This is a genomic window from Auraticoccus monumenti (genome assembly GCF_900101785.1).
In the GTDB taxonomy this organism is placed as follows: domain Bacteria; phylum Actinomycetota; class Actinomycetes; order Propionibacteriales; family Propionibacteriaceae; genus Auraticoccus; species Auraticoccus monumenti.
This window is the reverse complement of sequence record NZ_LT629688.1, coordinates 830926-851041: the sequence shown is the minus strand read 5'-3', so window position 1 is coordinate 851041 and position 20116 is coordinate 830926. Positions and strand designations below refer to the sequence as shown.

Sequence of the window (20116 nt, the reverse complement as noted above, 5' to 3'; positions counted from 1 at the left end):
CAGGTGGGGTCTGGATGACCGTGGCTGCTGACGTCCGTCGTGCCACCGGCCTCCCGGGCGGCTCTGCGCGCGAGGCCGCGCCGGAGCTGCCTGGGACCCAGGCCGCTCCGACGGGCTCGGGTGGTCCGGTCAGCTGGCGGCGGCGCGGAGCTTCTCCAGCAACGGCTCCGCTGCCTGCTCCAGGAACTCCTGCTGGTGCCGGTCGCCCACCTGGACCAGGGCGATGTCGGTGAACCCGGCCTCCCAGTACGGGCGGACCGCCTCGACCACGGCGTCCAGGTCGGGGCCGCAGGGGATCTGCTGGGCGACGTCCTCGGGACGGACGAACTGCGTGGCCCCGGCGAACCCGGCGGGGGTCGGCAGGTCGGCGTTGACGGCCCAGCCGCCGGCGAACCAGCGGAACTGGTCGTGGGCCAGCTCGGTGGCCTCCGCCTCGTCCGGTCCCCAGCAGATCGGGATCTGCCCGACGAAGCGGCTCGGGGCGCTGATCCCGGCCTGCTGACGGGTGCTGTTCCAGCTCTGCACCAGGTCGGCGTCGGGCTCGACCGCGACCAGGTGGTGGCCCAGCCCGGCGAAGCGGGAGACCGACTTCTCACCCGACACGGCCAGGGCCAGCGGGACGCCCTGCTCGGGGGCGTCCCAGATGCGGGCGGAGTCGACCCGGAAGTACTGGCCGTCGTAGGTGACCAGCTCACCGGTGTGCAGCTCGGAGATGATCTCGACCGCCTCGGCGAACATCTCCTGGCGCTGGTCGACCGGGGGCCAGCCCTCGCCGGTGACGTGCTCGTTGAGGTTCTCACCCGAGCCCAGCCCGAGGGTGAAGCGGCCCCCGGACAGCAGCTGCATGGTCGCGGCCTTCTGGGCGACCACGGTGGGGTGGTAGCGCTGGATCGGGCAGGTCACGTAGGTCATCAGCTCGACCCGCTCGGTGACCTGGCTGACCGCGCCCAGCACGCTCCAGGCGTAGGGCGCGTGGCCCTGGCTGGTCAGCCAGGGGGAGTAGTGGTCGCTGGAGACCTCGAAGTCGAAGCCCCGGCGCTCGGCCTCGGCGGCGTAGCCGACCAGCTCTCGCGGGCCGGACTGCTCGGTCATCAGGGTGTAGCCGAAGTTCGTCATGCGTCCTTCCTACCCACGCCCCCACCCGGCGCACCGGTGGGGGCGCGGCCGTCGGTCAGGAGTTCTCGGCCTTCAGACGCTCGATGTGCTCGGAGGCCTGGGCCTTGTTGAGGTCGGCGGGGAGCTCCTCGCCGGCCTGCTTGGCCAGGGTGTCGAGGTAGCTGCGCTGGGCCTCGGTCATGGGGTCGTCGCCGCTGACCCAGTCGCTGGGGTCGCGCTCGAGCCCCTCGTGCTGGCCGGGCGCGGAGGCGCCGATGGTCTCGCCCTGCTGGGGGCCGTCGTTCGTGTTCTGCGTCATGCCCTGAGAGTAGGTGGCGGCACCGACAGTCCTGGCGGCCACCCCGCGGCACGGGGAACGGGGTCAGCCGGTGCCGGCGGTGTCGTGGTCGTGGACGTCGGGGACCGCGTGCGGGACGGTCGGGCGTCGGGGCACGTTGACCCCGTAGGTGCCCCGGGCGGAGCGCTGCAGGGTCGCGCTGATCGCGGCGGCGCGCTCCCGGGTGGCCTCGCCCTCCGCGCGTCGCTCGATCTCGGCCCGGACGGTGGCCAGCAGCCCGGACAGGACGTCGGCGGGGACCGGCTCGGGCGGCGCGGCGGCGAGGGCCTCGGCGACGACGCGCTGCTCCTCGGCGTCCTGGCGGCGCTCCTGCGCGTCGTCAGCGTGCTGCCCAGTCACCAGCGCTCCTCCGATCGGTCCGTCCCTGTGTGCAGGACACGGGCTCCGCCCCCTTCGGTGGAGGGCCGTGGCGAGCCGGTCCTCGGCTTGGACGTGACGTCCTCGCCGGTGGTTCCCTCCAGCCTACGTCTGCTCCTCAACGCTCGATCAGCCCACGCTCGCGGACCAGCTTCAGGGTGCGGCGGGTGCCGCGGTCGAGCTCGGGATCGTTCCCGTGGGCGAGCAGCCACTCGAAGAAGCTGGAGTGGCCGCGACGCACCCGGGACGTCGGCACGTGCAGCCTGCGGTCCCCGGCCACCACGACGAAGTCCGGTCCGAGGCCGGTCAGCCGCTGCCGGACGGCGGTCACCTCCGAGGCGTCGACCGCCTGCACCTGCCGCCAGCGCCGCACCGTCAGCTCGGTGCCCCAGATGGCCATCCGGGCGCGGGAGCGGGACCAGACGACCGCCAGGTACACGACCAGGAGCCCCAGCACCAGGGCCACCACCGCGGCCCAGCCGGGTGGCCGCTCGCGCAGCATCACCCCCGACAGGACGAGCGCCGCCGCGCTGGCCACCACCACCCCGGTCTGCCAGCGCAGGCTGCTCTCCAGCTCGCCGGGCCAGCGCTCCTCGGTGCTCACCGCCGTACCTCCGACCCGGCCGGCTCGTCCAGGTGGGCCAGCAGCGGGGCCAGCTTCGCCCGTCCGCGGGAGCAGCGGCTCTTCACCGTCCCCGGCGCGCAGCCCAGCACGCGGGCGGCGTCCTCGACGGAGTAGCCCTCCATGTCCACCAGCACCAGGGCGGCCCGCTGGTCGGCGTTGAGGTGGCCCAGCGCCTCCTGCACGTCCAGCCGCACCAGACCCTCCTCGACGTCCTGCTCCGTGCTGGTCGTGGCCGGCAGGTCGTGGTCCTCCTCGGGCAGCGGCTGGGCCCGGCGGACCTGGTTGCGGCGGATCCGGTCCAGGCAGGCGTTCACCACCACCCGGTGCAGCCAGGTGGTCACCGCGGAGTCCCCGCGGAAGGAGTCGGCCCGGCGGAACGCCGAGATCAGCGCCTCCTGCAGGGCGTCCTCGGCGTCCTGGCGGTCCCGCAGGGTGCGCAGGGCCAGCGCCCACAGGCGGTCGCTGTGGCGCCGCACCAGCTCGGCGAAGGCGGTGTCGTCGCCGGCGACGTGGGCCGCCAGCAGCTCCGCGTCGCTGCGCTCACCCGTCGTGCTCACCCGGTCACCTGCACCTCGAGGACGCGGCCGCGGAAGCGGTCGCCGTCGGCCGGGAGCGAGGTCAGGTAGACGAGCACGTAGCGGGTGCTGACCGGCTCCTCGAGCTGGAAGGCGGTCTGGCCACCGACGTCCTCCTGCTCGGCCACCACGTCCCAGTCCTCGTCGCTGGAGGTGGGGGCGGTGGCGACGTCGCGCTGGGTCGGCACCAGGATCTCCGCCGAGGTGGTGCCGTCGGGCAGCAGGACGTCCACCGAGCCCACCTGCTGGACGTCACCGAGGTCGAGGACCAGACCGACCCCCCGCTTGAGCCCGCCCAGCTGCGGGTTGCCCAGGTAGTAGACGGTCTCCCAGGCGGTGCCGGGGTCGCCGTCGACCGCCTGCGGGGCGGTGTCGTTGTTCTCGTCGCCCGGCGGGTCGCCCTCGGGGTCGAAGACGATGACCTCGCGGACCTCGACCGGCGCCGGTGCGACGGACGGCGCGGGGTCCGGCGCGTTGCCGGTGAACTGGGCCTGGTTCCGGAGGTAGACCCCGACCAGGCCGAAGACCAGGGCCAGCACGAGGAGGAGCAGCAGCACCCACAGCCAGCGGCGCGGCGCCGGGCGACCGGTCTCCACCACCCGCACGCCGGTGGGCTCCATCGGCTGGGCGCCGCCGGTGCCCATGGGTTCGGTGACCGGGGCGGAGACGGGCGAGCTGGCCGAGACCGCCGGCACGGCCGTGGTGGCCTGCGCGCCCACCACCGGCACCGGCTGGCGCACCCGGCGCTCGAGGTCGTGGGAGGCGTCGGCGGTGCCGAGCACGGCGTTGAGGGCGCCCGCGACCTCGGCCGCGGTGGTCAGCGGGGTGTCGTGCTGACGCGGGACGGGGGAGAGGATCTGGTCGGTGATGCGGTCCAGGGCGGGGGAGACGCCGTGGCGCACCTGGCGCGGGGTGAGCAGCCGGTCGCCGTCGCGGGGGGCGGCCTCCAGCCCGTAGCGGGCGGCGCCGGGCCAGCGCGAGACCAGGGCCGCGTACAGCAGCCGGCCGAGGTCGCGGACGTCTTGGACCTCGGGGTCCTCCTCGCGCGGCGCCCCGCTGACCGCCTCCGCCTCGTCCTCGGTGGGCACGATGGCCGCCTCGAGCAGGAAGCCGGTGATCTTGAGGTTCCCGGCGGGGGTGATGGTCAGGGCGTCCGGGCCGAGGTGGCCGTGGTGCAGCTTCATGGCGTGCATGCCGGCCAGCGCGTCGGCGGCCTCGCGCACCAGCCAGGCGGCCTCCAGCGCCGAGAGCGGGCCCTGGTTGAGCAGCACCTCCAGGGTCTGGCCGGGGCTGAACTCGGTGACGATGTAGGAACCCACCGCCGGGTCGTCGCTGTAGACCGCGTCCAGCACCCGCAGGAAGCGGGAGTCGGTGGCCACCGCCGAGGCGCGCGCGGCCTCCAGCAGGGCCGGCGAGCGGGGGTCCTCCGGTGGCAGCACCTGCACCAGCACCGAGCGGGAGAGCACCTGGTCGAAGGCGCGCCAGGTGTGGGCGTCGGCGCGTCCGGCCAGCACCTCCTCCAGGCGGTAGCGGCGCCCGAGGACGTCCCCGGCCCGCTGGCGTGGACCGCTGGTCTCGGGCGGTCCGTCCTCGGGGTCCTCGTCCTCGGCCACGGGTCCGGCCCCCTGCTCGGCCCAGCCGTCGGTGGCCGGTCCGGCGGGGGGCAGGGTGGTGGTGGGCTCGTCGGCATCCGACCCGGGACCGGCGGTGGTGCCCGGGGCGGGCCGCACCGGCAGCCCCTCGACGTCCACGGCCGACATCGCCTCCGTGGGCACGTCGGCCCCGGTCGGTACCGGCGTGGGACCGGTCGACCCGGTGGGCACGGGGGTCGCGTCGACGGTCTCGGGCGTGGCGGGGCCGAGACGGTCCGGCGTGTCGTCGCGCTGCTCGCGTCCCACCTCGTCCCCCTCCCGCTCGGTCGTGCCGGCCTGGTCGGTGCCCCGACCGCGCCGCAGCACCGTGCTCACGATGTCATCCATCTCGCGCAGGTGCAGCAGGCGGGCCATGGCGACGTACATGGCGAGGGCCACCACACCGGCCAGGACGAGCGCCCCGGCCGAGACCAGCCGGCTGTCGGTCTGGCGGGCCAGGCCCCAGGTGATCAGCCAGGCGGCCGCCCCGGCGGGGGCGATGGCCACCCCGACACGGACCAGGTGGCGGACCAGCGGGCGGACGGTGAGCGTGGGGAGGCTGCGCCGCAGCCTCTGGTAGGCGACCACGACGCCGACGGTGTAGGCCAGCGAGTAGGCCAGACCCAGCGCGGCGGCCACCAGCCGCGGGTCGTCCACCAGCCGCACCAGCAGCACCGCGAGCCCGGCGTTCAGGCCGGCGATCAGCGCCTGCAGCAGGAAGGGGGTGCGGGTGTCCTCGAGGGCGTAGAAGGCCCGGAGGCAGACGTAGTGGACGGTGAAGGGCACCAGCCCGATGGCGAAGGCCATCAGCGCCCAGGCCACCAGCGGGTAGTCCTCCGCACCCTCCCCGAAGCCGAAGATCAGCCGGGAGATGGGCAGGGCCAGCGCCAGGAAGGCCACCGCGGCGGGGAGCAGCACCGTGGTGGTGAGGCGGAGCGTGCGGGTGGTCTCGCGGGCCACCCCGGCCACGTCGCCGTCGGCGGCCATCCGCGAGGCCGAGGTGACCATCGCGGTGGCCAGGGAGATGGTGATCACCGAGTGCGGCAGGATCCAGACCAGGTAGGCGTTGTTGTAGACCAGCAGGCCGGCGCCGCTGCCGCCGGTGGTGGCGCTGCTGGCCAGCCGGTTGACCGCGACCAGGGCGAGCTGGGTGACGGCGACGAAGCCCAGGGTCCACTTGGCCAGGGAGAAGGTGTGGCCCAGCCCGGTGCCGCGGAGGTCGAAGCGAGGGCGGTAGACGAATCCGGCCCGGCGCAGGAACGGCAGCAGGATCGCCGCCTGCACCACGATGCCCAGCGTGGCACCGAGACCGAGGACCAGCTCCTGGGTGCCGGTGAACGCGGCGCCGCGGTCCCCGCTGGAGCCGAAGACCACCAGGTAGAGGGCGAAGACGGCGATCGAGACCACGTTGTTGGCGATCGGGGCCCACATCATCGGGCCGAATCGGCCGCGGGCGTTGAGCACCTGCCCGGCCAGGAAGAACGCGCCGTAGAAGAACACCTGCGGCAGGCAGAGGTAGGTGAGGGTGAGCATCGACTCGTACTGGGCGTCGAGCTCCTCCCCGCGCCAGCCCGTGTCGGTGTAGATCCGCAGCACCAGCGGGGCGGCCAGCAGCAGGACCACGGTGACGGCGGCGATGATGGCCAGGAAGGCCGTCATGATCCGGTTGGTGTAGGCCTCCCCGTGGTCCTCGTCGTTCTTGGTGGCCCGCACGATCTGGGGCACCAGGACGGTGTTCAGCGCGCCGCCGGCGAAGAGGATGTAGAGGCTGTTGGGGATGGTGTTGGCCAGGGTGAACATGTCGCCCTGGCGGGTGCCGTTGCCCAGCACCACGGCGATCATGATGGCCCGCACGAAGCCGAGCACCCGCGAGGCCATGGTGCCGGCGGCCATCACCGCCCCCGAGGAGATCAGCGACCTGCTGCGGGCGTCCTCGCTCATCGGTGGGTCCCTTCCTGGTGGACCGGTGCGGTCGTGCCGTCCCCGTCCGTGGTGGTGCCGGCGGCCTGCTGGCGCCGCACCTGGCGGACGCGCAGCACGGTGCCGCCGACCAGCACGATGCCGGAGCCGATGACGATCACCCACCCGGCGCGCCCGATCTCGCTGGCCTCGATGGTGATCTCCTGGGGGGTGCCGAACGGGCGTCCGGAGGCGGTGGCGAGCTGGGCGACGGCCTTGACGCTGCCGTTGGCCCGGGCGCGCGGGGCGGCGGTCGCGGTCACGGTCTGGCCGGGACGCACCTCGAGCCCGGTGATCGCGGGGATGTCCAGCCGGGCCCGGTTGTCGGTGGTGAAGACGACCTGCACCCGGACGGCGCGGTCCAGCCGGTTGGTGATGCTCACCGGGAACTGTCCCGAGCGGGCCGACATGGCGACGTTGTCGGCCACGGTGAGCCGCATGCCCTCCCCGCTGAGCAGCCGCTCCAGCCGGTGGGTCCGGGGGGCCAGCCAGGCCTCCCGGGCGCCGGCGGAGGTGCGGTCGGCGCGCCACCAGCTGCTGACCGCGGTGGAGGTCTCGCGGTCGGCGTCGGCGGCCTGGGCGGGGTCGCTGAGCAGCTCGCGGGCGGCGCGGAGGTCCTCGTGCAGGGTGGCGGCGGACTCCAGCACGGCGGGGTCGAGCTGATCCGGGGCCCCGGCCGGAGGGGGGTCGAGCCGGCCGTCCCACCCGGTGCCCGGGTCCGCCAGCAGCTCGGGCAGCCCCACCCGGGTCTGCCAGGCCAGGTCGTCGGTGGCGGCGTCGGCCGCGGCCTGCTCGACGGTGTCCACCAGCCGCAGCTCGGGTGCCGGGTCGGCGCCGCCGGCGTCGGCGGCCAGGCTGGCCAGCAGCGTCCGGGTGGTCAGGTGGCCCACCACCTGCGGCGGGCTGGTGCGGGGGTCGGGACCGAGGACGGGGGTGAAGGCGGCGGTGTCGACGTCGAGGACGTGCGGTGCGTCGGGGCGGCTGGCGACGGCCGAGCCGTCCGCACCTCCGGTCAGGACGGCGGCCGGGTCCATCGCGTCGACCAGGTCCAGGGTGGCGGCGTCGAGGGTGCCGTCGGCGGTGGCGGTCAGCAGCGGCAGACCGTCCGCGGCGCCGAGCTCGGTGCTCCGCTGGGCGGCGACGACCGCACCGAGCAGCACCTCGCTGTCGGAGCCGGCCACCGACAGCAGGTCCGGGTCGCCCCACGGCAGCCGGAACCCCCGCTCGCGCGGGAGCTCGTCGAAGGCGGTCAGCCAGCGCGCGGCTGCCTCGGCGTGCGCGCCGGGGGTGGTCTCGTCGGGTCCGGCGCGGACCTGGTAGCCGTCGGCCAGGTCGGTGACCTCGAGGAGCAGACCGGGGTCGACGGCCCAGCTGACGCCCGGGCGGGCGGCCCGGTCGAGCAGCACCGCCAGCCGCCCACCGGTCCCGAGCTGCTCACCCAGCGAGTCGTCGGCCACCAGGTCCGCTGCGACGCGGGTCGGGGCGGCGCTGAGGGTGACCACGGTGGCGACGGGGACGGGCGGGTGCTCCTCGGTGACCAGCGGGACCAGCGTCCGGACGCGGCCGACGGTGGTGCTGGCCGCCTCGCGGGCCTGGACACCGACCAGGGCCGCACCGTCGCCCGGGGGCAGCCCGAGCTCCTCGACGGTGGCGCTGAGCTCGAAGTCGACGCTCTGGCCGGGTTCGAGGGAGGCGGGGAGGTCCTGGGTGAAGGCGGACTCCACCAGCACCCGGGCGCCGACCGGGAGCGTGCTGGGGGCCGCGGCCAGGTCGGCCAGCTGCGCGGGGTCGGTGTAGAGGGTGCCCTGGTCGCGCCAGAGCAGCAGCTGGGGCTGCACGACCGGGGTCTGGCGCAGGTTGGTGGCCGTGCCGCGCACGGTGAGGGTGTCCTCCCGGTCCAGGGTGGCCGGGCTGACCTCGGTGAGGGTGATGGAGACGTCCTGCGGCTCCGGCTCCACCGCCGCCGCCGGCGGCCCGGGCACCGCCACCAGGCACAGCAGGGTGGCCAGCAGGGCCAGCAGCAGCGCCCCGGCGACGCCGGCACGCGGCCGTCGTCGGGTCGGAGCACTCACCCGCTCATCGTAGGGGCGGCCCGCCCGCCGGGCCGGGAGCCGTGCGGGGCGGGAGGCGTGCGGGAGGCGGGGGCGTGCGGGCGGGAGGTAGGGCACCCGCTGGCGTCCCGCGGGAGGGCCGAGTCGCGGGAGGGGTCGCCCGGGACCGCAGCCGGTAGGCTGGACGGCCGTGCCCAGCCTGAACGAAGCCCAGCAGAACGCCGTCAGCGGAATGCTCCGGATCACCCCCGTGGTGGGTCGGCTGGGTCACCTGTTCGCCGACGCGGGCCACGAGCTCCACCTGGTGGGCGGTTCGGTCCGCGACGCCCTGCTCGGGGTGCTCGGCCACGACCTCGACTTCACCACCTCCGCCCACCCCGACGAGGTGGAGCGGCTGCTGCGGCAGTTCAGCCGGTCGGTGTGGACCATCGGCAAGGCCTTCGGCACCATCGGCTGCCGGGTCCAGGCCGAGGGCGTGGACTGGGTGATCGAGGTGACCACCTACCGCACCGACGCCTACGAGACCGACAGCCGCAAGCCGGAGGTCCGCTTCGGGGACTCCCTCACCGAGGACCTGGTGCGCCGGGACTTCACGGTGAACGCGATGGCCATCGACGTCACCGTGCCGGGCGGGGTGTTCGTGGACCCCCACGACGGGCTGGGCGACCTGGCCGCGGGCGTGATCCGGACCCCCGGGACCCCCGAGCAGTCCTTCAGCGACGACCCGCTGCGGATGATGCGCGCGGCCCGCTTCTCCAGCCAGCTGGGGCTGACGGTGGCGCCGGAGGTGGCGGCGGCCATGACGGCGATGGCGGAGCGGATCGAGATCATCTCCGCCGAGCGGGTCCGCGACGAGCTGACCAAGCTGCTGCTGACCGCACGTCCGCGCCCCGGGCTCGACCTGCTGGTGCGGACGGGGCTGACCGAGCGGGTGCTGCCCGAGCTGCCCGCGCTGCAGCTGGAGCGCGACGAGCACCACCGCCACAAGGACGTCTACGAGCACAGCCTGACGGTGCTGGAGCAGGCGATCGAGCTGGAGCACCGGCTGGAGCACCGTCCCGACCTGGTGAACCGGCTGGCCGCGCTGCTGCACGACATCGGCAAGCCGGCCACGCGCCGCTTCGAGCCCGGCGGCAAGGTGTCCTTCCACCACCACGACGTGGTCGGGGCCAAGCTGGTGCGCAAGCGGATGAAGGCGCTGCGGTTCTCCACCGACGAGACCAAGGCCGTCAGCCACCTGGTGGAGCTGCACCTCCGCTTCCACGGCTACCGCGACGGCCAGTGGACCGACTCCGCCGTGCGCCGCTACGTCCGCGACGCCGGGGACGAGCTGGAGCGGCTGCACATCCTGACCCGGGCCGACTGCACCACCCGCAACCAGCGCAAGGCGGCCCGGCTGCGCGAGGCCTACGACCACCTCGAGGAGCGGATCGCGGAGCTGGCCGAGGCCGAGGAGCTGGACTCGATCCGGCCCGACCTGGACGGGAACCAGATCATGGAGCTGCTGGGTCTGTCCCCGGGCCGGGAGGTCGGCCAGGCCTACACGCACATGCTCGAGTACCGGATGGAGCACGGCCCCGCCGACCCGGAGACCGCCGAGGCGGAGCTGCGGCGCTGGTGGGCCGAGCGCTCGGGCTGAGCACCACCTCCTCGTCCGTCCCGGACCTCCGGTTCCGCCCCGGCCCCGGCCCCGCCCGACGCATCGGCGCCGCGAGTGCGGCCGAGTCGTCGCTCCGACCGCCCGTGAGCGACGACCTGACCGCACTCGGCCACGGCGTGGTGGGCCACGGCGGCTGGGGACGCTCGACGTGGCGCGAGTGCGGCCGGATGGTCGTCCGCGACGGCCGGTGGCGACCCTCTGACCGCAGACGCTAGGCAACCGAGGTTGACAGCGACGGGAGTAGCAACCTAGGTTGACACCATGACGACCAGCCGACCGGTGACCGAGGTGGCGGCCGACACCGAGGACCCGGCCAGGGGGCTGCGGGCCGTGGCCTCCTTGCGGGTGCTGACCGAGTCCCTCGAGCTGCGCCAGGTCGAGGCCGCGCTGCGGGCCGGGATGAGCTGGGCCGAGGTGGCCGAGGCCCTGGGCGTCACCCGGCAGGCCGTGCACAAGAAGTACGCCAAGCGCATCGACCCGACCATCGACGTCCCCCGGAGGAGCCGACCATGAGCCTGTCCGACCTCTTCGCCGCCAGCCAGCGGATCTCGCTGGTGGCCAGCGAGGAAGCCCGCCGTCTCGGCCACCCCGAGGTGGACGTCGAGCACGTCCTGCTCGCCCTGCTGCTGACCGACGGGCGGGCCGGTGCGGTGCTGCGGTCCTGTGGCGTGATGCTGGCCGCTGCCCGCACCGCGGTGGAGACCGAGCACGTCGAGCTGGTGGCACGCCTCGGCGTCACCTCGCCACGGGTGCCGCCCCAGGAGCTGCGCGAGGGTGCGGGTCTGGACTGGTCCGAGCGCGCCCTGGGTGTGATGCGCGGGATCAAGGACTGGTCCGACGACCTGGGGCTGCTGAACGCCCTGCTCGACGAGCCGTCCGGCTTCGTAGGCCGGGTGGTCGCCCGGCTCGGGGTCGAGGAGGACGTGCTGCGGGCTGGGCTGGACGACGGGGTCGACCCGCCTCCGGTGGACCCGCTGTCCGAGGACCTGAGCTGGGTCAGCCACACCCACATCGGCTTCGTCCCGGCTGCGCCGCAGGAGGTGTGGACGCTGGTCGCGGACCCGCTCCGCCGCCCGGAGTGGGACATCCTGGCGATCTCGGTCGAGGCGGTCGGCGAGGGCAGGTGGCGGGTGGAGACCACCTCCGGACGTCCCGAGCGGCGCCGCCCCGCCGCCGAGGACCCGCCGACCACCATGGACCTGGTCGAGCTGGAGCGGCACCCCGGGAGCCACGTCGAGTGGGACACGTCCTGGCAGGGCCGACGCGGACGCACCACGCGCCAGCGTCTGCGGGTCGTCGTGCTGCCCACCACCGGTGGCACCCGGGTCGTGCTGCGGTTGGCCTCCCGACAGCGGAGGGGCTGGCGAGGCGTGCTGCCGCGACGGCTCGTCCGCGTCCAGCGCCTCTTCATGCGTCAGGTGCTGATCAGCCTCGCCGGCGGCCTGTCCCGGGCGCTCCGCTGAGTCACCGGGTGGGCCGCGGCCCGGCCGCGCACCCTCGTCGCGCTGCGACGGCGTCGACCCGGACGCCCACGGGCACCTGACCGGACCGCCGCTCGGCCCGGAGCGCCGCCGCCTCGTCGGGGCCGGACCCCTTGTCGCCGCCCCCCGGCACTCCCTAGGTTGGGCCCGGACCCGCGGTGCCGATGACGCATCCCGTCTGGCCGCGGGACGGATCGGACGCGCCATGCCCCCACGTGCTCCTGGCCCCACGAGGCCCCGTACCGTCGCCGCCCTCCTGCTGGCGCTGACCCTGCTGGCGGTGCTGCTCCCCGCCGGGCGGGCCGCGGCCGAGCCGCCGCCCCCGACGGTCGGCCGGGACGTCGCGCTGACGGGCACGGCGAGCGCGGCCACCGTCTACACCGGGGATCCTGCCCGCTTCGCCGCCGAGCACGTCAACGACGGTGACCTGGGCACCCGGTGGGGCTCGGACTACGCCCGCGAGGGAGTGGTCGACCCGCCGGCCAGCAGCCACGACCCGAGCCGGGACTGGGTGCAGGTCGAGCTGGCCGAGCCCAGCCCGGTGGACCACGTGGTCGTCTACTGGGAGAACGCCCACGCCGCGGAGTACGAGCTGCAGGTCTCCGACGACGGGCAGCAGTGGGAGACCGTGGTCGACGTGGACGACGGGCGCGGTGGCCGGGAGGTGCTCCAGGTCGGCCGCAGCGAGCCCGTCTCCTTCGTGCGGGTGCAGGGGGTGCGGCTGGCCACCGGCTGGGGCTACTCGATCTGGTCCCTCGAGGTCTGGGACGCCCCGCCGCCCGGCGCCGGGGAGGAGGGACGGGTGCTGCCCGCCCCGGTCAGCCTGGTGCCCGGCGAGGGCGAGCCGTTCGAGCTCGGGACCTCCACCCGGGTGGTGGCGGCCGGGGAGGGGGCGCTCGCGGTCGCCCGTCTGCTGGCCGAGGAGCTGCGCCCGGCCACCGGGTTGGCGCTGCCGGTGACCCGGGACGGGGCCCGGGCCGGGGACGTCCTGCTCGAGCTCGACGAGTCCGCCGCCACCGGAGACGCCGCGGCGGAGGGCTACACGCTCCAGGTGAGCGCGGACGGGGTGGCGATCAGGGCCGCCACCGCGCACGGGCTCTTCAACGGCACCCAGAGCCTACGTCAGCTGCTGCCCGCGTCGGTGTACGGCGACGTGCTGCGGCCGGGGCCCTGGACGGTGGAGCCGGTCAGCATCACCGACCACCCGCGCTATCCCCACCGCGGCCTGATGATCGACCCGGCGCGCAACTTCGTCGAGGTCGACGAGGTGAAGACGATCATCGACGACCTGGTGGCCTCCAAGGGCAACGTGCTGCACATCCACCTCACCGACGACCAGGGCTGGCGGCTGGAGATCGACAGCTGGCCGCGGCTGACCGAGGTGGGCGGTGCCATGTCCATGCCCGGCGGGCGCACCGGCTTCTACACCCAGGAGCAGTTCGCCGACATCGTGGCCTACGCCGCCGAGCGCTTCGTCCAGGTGGTGCCCGAGATCGACATGCCGGCCCACGCGACCGCGGCCATCGCGGCCTACCCCGAGCTCACCTGCGGTGGTGGGGTGCTGTGCCCCACGAGCGAGACCACCTACCGGTTCATCGACGACGTGCTCGGCGAGGTGGCGGCGCTGTCACCGAGCGAGTACCTGCACATCGGTGCGGACGAGGCGCCGATGGCCCACGACGACTACGTCGACTTCGTGCGGCGCGCGGAGTCGATCGTGCAGGCACACGGCAAGACGATGATCGGCTGGTCCCCGGCCCCGGGCGTCGGGCTGGACCCCAGCACGGTGCACCACTACTGGCAGGACCAGAGCCGGGAGATGAACCGGTCGTGGTTCGAGCCGCGGCGACCCGTGATCGTCTCACCGACCCAGCAGCTCTACCTCGACTACCCCTACCCCCGCCACGGCACCCGGATGTCCTACGACTGGGACCCCGAGGACCTGGTCGACAGCTGGACCGGGGAGCGTCCCGAGGCGTACGGGTTCCAGCCGGCCGACGTGATCGGGCTGGAGGCGCCGATCTGGGGTGAGCGGATGACGGGCGGGCTGCCCGACATCCAGCAGCAGGTCTTCCCCCGGCTGCCGGCCATCCTGGAGAAGGCCTGGTCCCCGGCGGAGGCGACCCAGGACGTCACCCCCCTGCTGGCCCGGATGGGGCACCAGGGGGCCCGGTGGATGTTCGCCGGGACCCGGTTCTGGGTGGACCCCGAGGTGGACTGGGCCGGCGAGGCAGCCGGACGGGTGCTCACCCTGGACCGCACCCGGAGCGTGGCTGGTGTCGTCGCCGACGTCGCCGTGCCCGGCGCCGACCCCGGCACCCTCAGCGCGACGATCGAGTGGGGTGACGGCACCGAGTCCGAGGCCGAGGTCGTCGCCCCGGCATCGGGTCGGGAGAGCGACCTGCTCACCGTCCGTGCCGAGCACACCTACCCGCGGCTGGACACCTGGGGCGGCACAGTCCACGTCCGCGGACCCCGCGGGCTGGACCTGTCGGCCCCCTTCACCGCCCGGACGGTCCCGTTGCTGGCCACGGTGGGCAGCGCCAGCGAGCACGTCACCGACGGCACCGCCCGGGTGGAGATCGAGCTGTTCAACTCCACCAGCCAGCCGATCCGTGCGGTCGTGACCGCCCAGGCACCCGAGGGGGTGGAGGTGTCACCGGCTCGTCGTCCGGTCGCGGTCGCCTCCGGCCGGACGCAGACCGTCCGCTTCGACGTCACCTCCGCGGCGCCGCCCGGGGAGCTGGAGCTGGTCTTCGGCGTCCAGGTGACCTCGGGTCGCCAGCAGGTCGACCTGCCCGATCTGACCGTGACGATGCAGCAGCCCTACCGGGACCTGGCGTCGGCCTTCGACGCGCACGCGGTGACCGACGACGCCGATCCCGGACCGGCCTGGCTCGGGGGCGGGGTGGACGGGGACGGCTCGTCCCTCTCCCTGCAGGCCCTGGCTGCGCAGGGCGTCCGGCCCGGTGAGCCGCTGGTGCGGGAAGGGTTCGAGCTCCGTTGGCCGGACGGGCTCGGCGCTCCCGACCACGTCCGGGCGGCGGGTCAGCGGGTGGAGGTGCAGGGCCGGGGCGAGGAGCTCGGGTTCCTGCTGACCGGCGCCTACGCCCCGGTCAGCGGGACGGGCACCGTCGTCTACACCGACGGGACCGAGCAGGACTTCCGGCTGGTCACGCCCGACTGGCACCAGCCGGCCTCGGGCGGGTCGAGCCTGGCGGTCGGCACCGGCTACAACAACTTCCGCGACGGCAGCCGGGTGGAGCGTCCGGCCAACGTGTTCCTGCAGCGGGTGCCGCTCGACCCGGGGAAGACGGTGGCCCAGGTGGTGCTCCCGCGTTCGGAGCAGGGTGGGCCGTTCTTCCACCGCATCTTCGACATCGCCGTCAGGTAGTCGAGGCAGCACAGGGCGCAGAGCCGACCAACCGGGCAGGTTGGGCGGACGGGCTGGCGCGCGCAGCAGGGCAGCGTCCGGGTCGTCGCAGGAGCGCGGTGGGGAGGGAGCTGAGGACCGGCACGGTGGTCGCCTCGTGGCGGATGGCGCACTCGCGGCCCCGACGAACGGGTTCCGCGACGGCGTGGTGTGGGCCCGGGGACTCGGGCCGTGCCGGTCACCTGCCACAACCGGGGTACCCGCCCCTCTGTTCCGCGGGGACGGCTGCTGGGAGGCTTGTCGAGCACACCCCCACCGACACAGGAGTCGACCCGATGAGCCACGCCTGGACCGTCCGTTTCGTCGCCCCCGACGCCGACTTCGAGGGCGCCCCGCTGCTGCGCCGGAGGATCCGTCTCGACCAGGGCCACGGTGCGCCGACGTCGGCGGTGCTGCGCTGGACGGCCCTCGGGGTCGGGGAGGTCTGGCTGGGGGGCCGCCCGGTGACCGCCGACGTCCTCACCCCGGGGTGGAGCAGCTACGAGTGGCGTCTGCGCTACGCCGAGCACGACGTCACCTCGCTGTTGGACGGGGAGGAGACGGTGCTGGCGGTGGCGCTCGGCAACGGCTGGTACCGCGCCCCGCTGGGGTGGGGCACCCGCACGGCGCCCTACGGCGAGGAGCTGGCCGTGCTGGCCGAGCTGACCGTCACCTTCGCCGACGGCCACCAGCAGGTGGTGGGCAGCGACCGGGACTGGCGGGCCGGCCCGAGCGCGGTGACCGCCAACCACCTCTACGACGGGCAGAGCATCGACGCCCGCCGGCACGACCCTCGCTGGACCGAGGTCAGCTACGACGACTCCTCCTGGGCCGGGGTGCACGAGGTCGACGTCGACCGCGCCGTCCTCCAGCCCTACGTCGCCCCGCCGGTGCGGCGGATCAGCGAGCGGGTGCCGGAGCGTGTGTGGACCAGTCCGGCCGGGAGGACCCTGGTCGACTTCGGGCAGAACCTGGTCGGCTGGGTGCGGGTCAGCGTGGCGGGGGAGGCAGGACGGACGGTGACGCTGCGGCACGCCGAGGTGCTGGAGCACGGGGAGCTGGGTACCCGCCCGCTGCGCGGGGCGCTGGCCACCGACCGGTTCACCCTGAGCGGCGGCGAGGACGTCTTCGAGCCGACCTTCACCTTCCACGGCTTCCGCTACGTGGAGGTGGACGGCTGGCCGGGCGACCCGGACGGCCTGGTCGAGGGCCTGACCGCGGTGGTGGTCAGCTCCGACCTGCGCCGCACCGCGCACTTCGCCTGCTCCGACGAGCTGGTCAGCCAGCTGCACGAGAACGTGGTCTGGGGGATGCGCGGGAACTTCCTCGACGTCCCCACCGACTGCCCGCAGCGCGACGAGCGGCTGGGCTGGACCGGGGACATCGCCGCCTTCGCCCCGACCGCGGTCCGGCTCTTCGACGTCCAGGACTTCCTCCGGGACTGGTTGCGCGACCTGGCCCTGGAGCAGAGCCACCACGACGGGATGGTGCCCTACGTGGTGCCCGACCTGATCAAGCGGATGCCGAACCCGCCCGACTTCCAACCGGTCGACACCACGGCGGTGTGGAGCGACGCGGCGGTGTGGGTGCCGTGGGCGGTCTGGCAGGCCCACGGAGACCCGGTGGTGCTCGCCGAGACCTTCGACTCGATGACCGCCCACGTCCGCCGGGTCCGCTCGAAGCTGTCACCGAACGGGCTCTGGGACACCGGCTTCCAGTTCGGGGACTGGCTCGACCCCGACGCCCCGCCGGAGGACGCCGCCCGGGCCAAGGCCGACCCGTCCGTGGTGGCCACCGCCTGCGCCGCGCGCAGCGCCCGGCTGGTGGCCGAGGCGGCCGCCGTCCTGGGGCGGACCGAAGAGCAGGCGGAGCTCGCCACCCTGGCCGAGGAGCTGCGCGCCTCCTTCAACCGGGAGTACGTGCACGACGGCCGGGTCCACAGCGACTGCACCACCGTCTACTCCCTGGCCATCGTCTTCGACCTGCTCGACGCCGTCGACCGGGAGGCGGCGGGGACGCGGCTGGCCGAGCTGGTGGCCGAGAGCGGGTTCCGCATCTCCACCGGGTTCGCCGGCACCCCGTTCATCGCCGACGCCCTGACCAGCACCGGCCACGTCGAGGAGGCCTACCGGCTGCTGCTCCAGCGGGAGTGCCCGTCCTGGCTGTACCCGGTGACCATGGGGGCGACGACCATCTGGGAGCGCTGGGACTCGATGATGCCCGACGGCACCATCAACGTCGGCGAGATGACCAGCTTCAACCACTACGCCCTCGGTGCGGTGGCGGACTGGCTGCACCGCGTCGTCGGCGGGTTGGCCGCCCTCGAGCCCGGGTACGCCCGGCTGCTGGTCGCGCCGCGTCCCGGTGGCGGGCTGAGCTGGGCCGAGAGCGCCCTGGACACCCCGCACGGCCGGGCCCGGGTCCGTTGGGACCGCGAGGGCGACCGGCTGACCGTCCAGGTGACCGTGCCCGAGGGGACGTCCGCCCTGGTGCAGCTGCCCGGCGCCCCGGACCAGGAGCTCGCCGCCGGCACCCACACGGTGACCGCCACGGTGTGAACGCCTGGCCGCGGCGTCACTCCCGCACCGACATCGGTGCGGAGGTGACGCCGCTGCGCCTTGCCCGGCGCGCGTCCTGCTGCTGGTCTGCCGGTCGCGCTGCTGGTGTGCCGGTCGCGCTGCTGGTGTGCCGGTCGCGCTGCTGGTCTGCCGGTCGCGCGAGCCTGTCCCGCGCTGTTGGCATGCCCCTCCCATGCGGGCCTGCCCGCTGCACGTGTGGAGGGGACCCGCCCCTGACCTGCTTCCCACCGGTGCCCCGTCTCCGTCTCTGCCCTGACCACGGCGACCCGCTGGAGGCCAACCGCGCTGGCGAGCGTCCTGCACCACCACCCTGCTCGTGCTCGCCTCTCTGCGACGTAGCCCCGTCTGCGGCGACCTCGCCCCTTCTATAGACGGGGCGACGTGGCAGTAGACGGGGCAACGTGGCAGTAGGGGGGACGTGGCAGCAGAGGGGTCGCGTTGCGTTGCGTTGCGTGGAGCGCGAGTGCGGGGTGGGCGGTGAGGGCGGTGCGGTGGGTGGGGAGCGGGGTGGCAGGGTGGGGGGCATGCTCGTCGCGTTCAGCATCAGCCCGGCCGCCGGTGACGACACCGGCGGCGTCTCCGAGGCCGTGGCCGAGGCGGTCCGGATCGTCCGCGCCTCCGGTCTGCCCAACGAGACCAACGCCATGTTCACCAACCTCGAGGGTGAGTGGGACGAGGTGATGGCCGTGGTCAAGCAGTGCGTGGACGCCCTCGCCGCCCACTCCCCGCGGGTCAGCCTCGTCCTCAAGGCCGACATCCGCCCCGGTCACACCGGCCAGCTGACCGCCAAGGTCGAACGTGTGGAGCGGCACCTCTCCGACTGACACTGCCCGGCGGCTCCGCACCGGTCCAGCACGGTCGCGACGTCCTGGGGCTTCGGCCCGTCACGAGACAGTGCCTTCGCTGCTGCCGAGCCTCGGAGCCGGTCTCGACGTCTGCTGCTCGGACCCGTCGAGCCCCGGAGAGCCGAGGTCTCAGAGCAGGACGAGCAGGCCGGCCACCGGGAGGGCCACGAGTCCGACGGCCAGGGCGTACACCGCCGCGGCCAGCACCGGACGCTCGCGCGGGTCCGACAGCCGCCGCACCCGCTCCAGCACCGCCACCTCGCCGGCGCCGAGGGCGGCGTTGGGCACCGGGCTGCCGGCCATCCGGACCAGGGCCCGGGCCACCGGCACCGACCCGACCTCGCGGCGGGCGACGTCGTCGGCCAGCATCTCGACCAGCAGCCGGCACTCGTCCAGCGCGACGTCGCTGCGCACCAGGAGCGGGAAGGCCCGGTGCACCGAGGCGAACCAGTCCAGCACCACGTCGTGACGGGCCCGCAGGTGCGCCCGCTCGTGGGCCAGCACCGCGGCCAGCTCCGAGGGCTCCAGCTGCTCCAGGGTGCCGGTGCTCACCACCAGCCGCGACCCGCGCACCCCGGGGAGGCAGTAGGCCATCGGCATCGCCTCGGCCAGCACCCGCACCCCCGAGGCGTCGACCCCCGGCTCGAGGGCACCGGCGGGGGCGACGGTGGCTAGCAGGTCGACCGAGCGACGGTGCCGGGCCCGGCGCTGGGCGGTCTGACGGGTCACCACGACCACCCCCCAGACCAGCCGGACCACGACGTTGAGGGAGAACAGCAGCGCCAGCGCCATCACCGCGGTCAGCAGCGGGTGCCCGGCGCCGATCACCGAGAGCTGCCAGGCGGTCACCACCCCGGCCCCGACCGCGGCGACCAGGGCGCTCACCGTGCCGGCCTGCCACAGCACGGTGGCCGGGCGCGGGACGGCGTGCAGGAACGTCCACCGCCGCACCCACTGGGGCCCGGGGGCCACCAGGACGAGGGCGAGACAGGCCAGCAGCGGCCCCGTCAGCACCCCGGCCAGCGGCGACACGGGGGTCTCAGGCCTGGTCGGAGCCGGGCGGCAGCGGGCCGGGGCGGCCAGCGGCCCGGGCCTCGACCTCGCCCAGGGCCTCCCGCAGCAGCGCCATCTCGGCGGGGGAGACCCGGTCGACGAAGGCGACCAGCGCGGCGGTGCGGTCGACGTCGCGGTCGTCCAGGGCGGTGTGCATGATGTCGGCCACCATGGACTCCCGGCTCTGCACCGGACGGTAGATCCAGGCCCGGCCGTCGCGCTCCCGGTTGACCACGTGCTTCTTGGCCAGCCGGTCCAGCACCGTCATCACGGTCGTGTACGCCAGGTCGCGCTCGTCGCCCAGCGCCGAGTGGACGTCACGGACCGACAGCGACTGACCCGCGGCCCACAGCCGCTCCATCACCGCTCGTTCCAGCTCACCCAGGTTGTTCACCCGACCACCTTACTACGACACCCCGTAGGAGCCCATGCCGG

Annotated in this window: 15 protein-coding genes; 6 read left to right on the top strand and 9 right to left on the bottom strand. The window is 74.5% G+C overall.

Translation table 11 applies throughout. From position 1 onward, the window contains the following. Nucleotides 1–129: 129 nt before the first annotated feature. The 7 genes from BLT52_RS03810 to BLT52_RS03780 form a co-directional block, all read right to left on the bottom strand. Nucleotides 130–1116: a TIGR03557 family F420-dependent LLM class oxidoreductase gene (locus BLT52_RS03810; protein WP_090590796.1), complete on the bottom strand. Its 987-nt coding sequence runs from the start codon at nt 1114–1116 to the stop codon at nt 130–132. A gap of 55 nt (nt 1117–1171) precedes the next feature. Further along, complete coding sequence (locus BLT52_RS03805; RefSeq protein WP_090590794.1) at nt 1172–1414, bottom strand: DUF3072 domain-containing protein; 243 nt, start codon at nt 1412–1414, stop codon at nt 1172–1174. Nucleotides 1415–1477: 63 nt separating this feature from the next. After that, nucleotides 1478–1792, bottom strand: coding sequence for a hypothetical protein (locus tag BLT52_RS03800; RefSeq protein WP_090590792.1), 315 nt, complete (start codon nt 1790–1792; stop codon nt 1478–1480). Between the two features lie 136 nt (nt 1793–1928). Further along, nucleotides 1929–2414, bottom strand: a complete 486-nt coding sequence (locus BLT52_RS03795) for a hypothetical protein (protein ID WP_090590790.1) — start codon at nt 2412–2414, stop codon at nt 1929–1931. Continuing rightward, nucleotides 2411–2992, bottom strand: coding sequence for an RNA polymerase sigma factor SigM (gene sigM / locus BLT52_RS03790; protein ID WP_090590788.1), 582 nt, complete (start codon nt 2990–2992; stop codon nt 2411–2413). The genes BLT52_RS03795 and sigM overlap by 4 nt, the downstream gene beginning before the upstream one ends. Then, nucleotides 2989–6582: a murein biosynthesis integral membrane protein MurJ gene (gene murJ / locus BLT52_RS03785; RefSeq protein WP_090590786.1), complete on the bottom strand. Its 3594-nt coding sequence runs from the start codon at nt 6580–6582 to the stop codon at nt 2989–2991. Before murJ ends, sigM begins: the two co-directional genes overlap by 4 nt. Further along, nucleotides 6579–8672: a DUF6049 family protein gene (locus tag BLT52_RS03780; RefSeq protein ID WP_090590782.1), complete on the bottom strand. Its 2094-nt coding sequence runs from the start codon at nt 8670–8672 to the stop codon at nt 6579–6581. The genes murJ and BLT52_RS03780 overlap by 4 nt, the downstream gene beginning before the upstream one ends. A gap of 211 nt (nt 8673–8883) precedes the next feature. On the opposite strand from BLT52_RS03780, the gene BLT52_RS03775 reads away from it, so the two are divergent. The 6 genes from BLT52_RS03775 to BLT52_RS03745 all read left to right on the top strand — a co-directional run bounded on the left by BLT52_RS03775 (nt 8884) and on the right by BLT52_RS03745 (nt 18607). Then, nucleotides 8884–10290, top strand: coding sequence for a CCA tRNA nucleotidyltransferase (locus BLT52_RS03775; protein ID WP_090596269.1), 1407 nt, complete (start codon nt 8884–8886; stop codon nt 10288–10290). Between the two features lie 282 nt (nt 10291–10572). Continuing rightward, nucleotides 10573–10824: a hypothetical protein gene (locus BLT52_RS03765; protein WP_090590778.1), complete on the top strand. Its 252-nt coding sequence runs from the start codon at nt 10573–10575 to the stop codon at nt 10822–10824. Next, nucleotides 10821–11774 carry a Clp protease N-terminal domain-containing protein gene (locus BLT52_RS03760; protein ID WP_090590775.1) on the top strand — a complete coding sequence of 318 codons (954 nt, stop codon included), beginning with the start codon at nt 10821–10823 and terminating at the stop codon, nt 11772–11774. The genes BLT52_RS03765 and BLT52_RS03760 overlap by 4 nt, the downstream gene beginning before the upstream one ends. Nucleotides 11775–11997: 223 nt before the next feature. Beyond that, the gene (locus BLT52_RS03755; protein WP_090590773.1) at nt 11998–15186 is read left to right on the top strand and encodes a family 20 glycosylhydrolase; all 3189 of its coding nucleotides are present in this window, start codon (nt 11998–12000) and stop codon (nt 15184–15186) included. A 314-nt stretch (nt 15187–15500) separates the two neighbouring features. Then, nucleotides 15501–17762, top strand: coding sequence for a family 78 glycoside hydrolase catalytic domain (locus BLT52_RS03750; RefSeq protein ID WP_090590770.1), 2262 nt, complete (start codon nt 15501–15503; stop codon nt 17760–17762). Between the two features lie 545 nt (nt 17763–18307). Next, on the top strand, nt 18308–18607 hold the full coding sequence (locus BLT52_RS03745; RefSeq protein ID WP_090596268.1) for a thiamine-binding protein: 300 nt from the start codon (nt 18308–18310) through the stop codon (nt 18605–18607). Nucleotides 18608–18757: 150 nt separating this feature from the next. On the opposite strand, the gene BLT52_RS03740 is transcribed toward BLT52_RS03745, so the two are convergent. Next, a complete protein-coding gene (locus BLT52_RS03740; protein WP_231946490.1) occupies nt 18758–19660 on the bottom strand; it encodes a M56 family metallopeptidase in 903 nt (300 codons plus the stop codon). A 7-nt stretch (nt 19661–19667) separates the two neighbouring features. Further along, entirely contained in the window at nt 19668–20075 is a 408-nt protein-coding gene (locus BLT52_RS03735) for a BlaI/MecI/CopY family transcriptional regulator (RefSeq protein ID WP_090590768.1), read from the bottom strand. Between the last annotated feature and the right edge of the window lie 41 nt (nt 20076–20116).

Coding starts and splice junctions, on each gene's coding strand:
- BLT52_RS03810 (WP_090590796.1), bottom strand. CDS start 1,116: ATGACGAACTTCGGCTACACCCTGATGACCGAGCAGTCCGGCCCGCGA.
- BLT52_RS03805 (WP_090590794.1), bottom strand. CDS start 1,414: ATGACGCAGAACACGAACGACGGCCCCCAGCAGGGCGAGACCATCGGC.
- murJ (WP_090590786.1), bottom strand. CDS start 6,582: ATGAGCGAGGACGCCCGCAGCAGGTCGCTGATCTCCTCGGGGGCGGTG.
- BLT52_RS03775 (WP_090596269.1), top strand. CDS start 8,884: ATGCTCCGGATCACCCCCGTGGTGGGTCGGCTGGGTCACCTGTTCGCC.
- BLT52_RS03765 (WP_090590778.1), top strand. CDS start 10,573: ATGACGACCAGCCGACCGGTGACCGAGGTGGCGGCCGACACCGAGGAC.
- BLT52_RS03760 (WP_090590775.1), top strand. CDS start 10,821: ATGAGCCTGTCCGACCTCTTCGCCGCCAGCCAGCGGATCTCGCTGGTG.
- BLT52_RS03755 (WP_090590773.1), top strand. CDS start 11,998: ATGCCCCCACGTGCTCCTGGCCCCACGAGGCCCCGTACCGTCGCCGCC.
- BLT52_RS03750 (WP_090590770.1), top strand. CDS start 15,501: ATGAGCCACGCCTGGACCGTCCGTTTCGTCGCCCCCGACGCCGACTTC.
- BLT52_RS03745 (WP_090596268.1), top strand. CDS start 18,308: ATGCTCGTCGCGTTCAGCATCAGCCCGGCCGCCGGTGACGACACCGGC.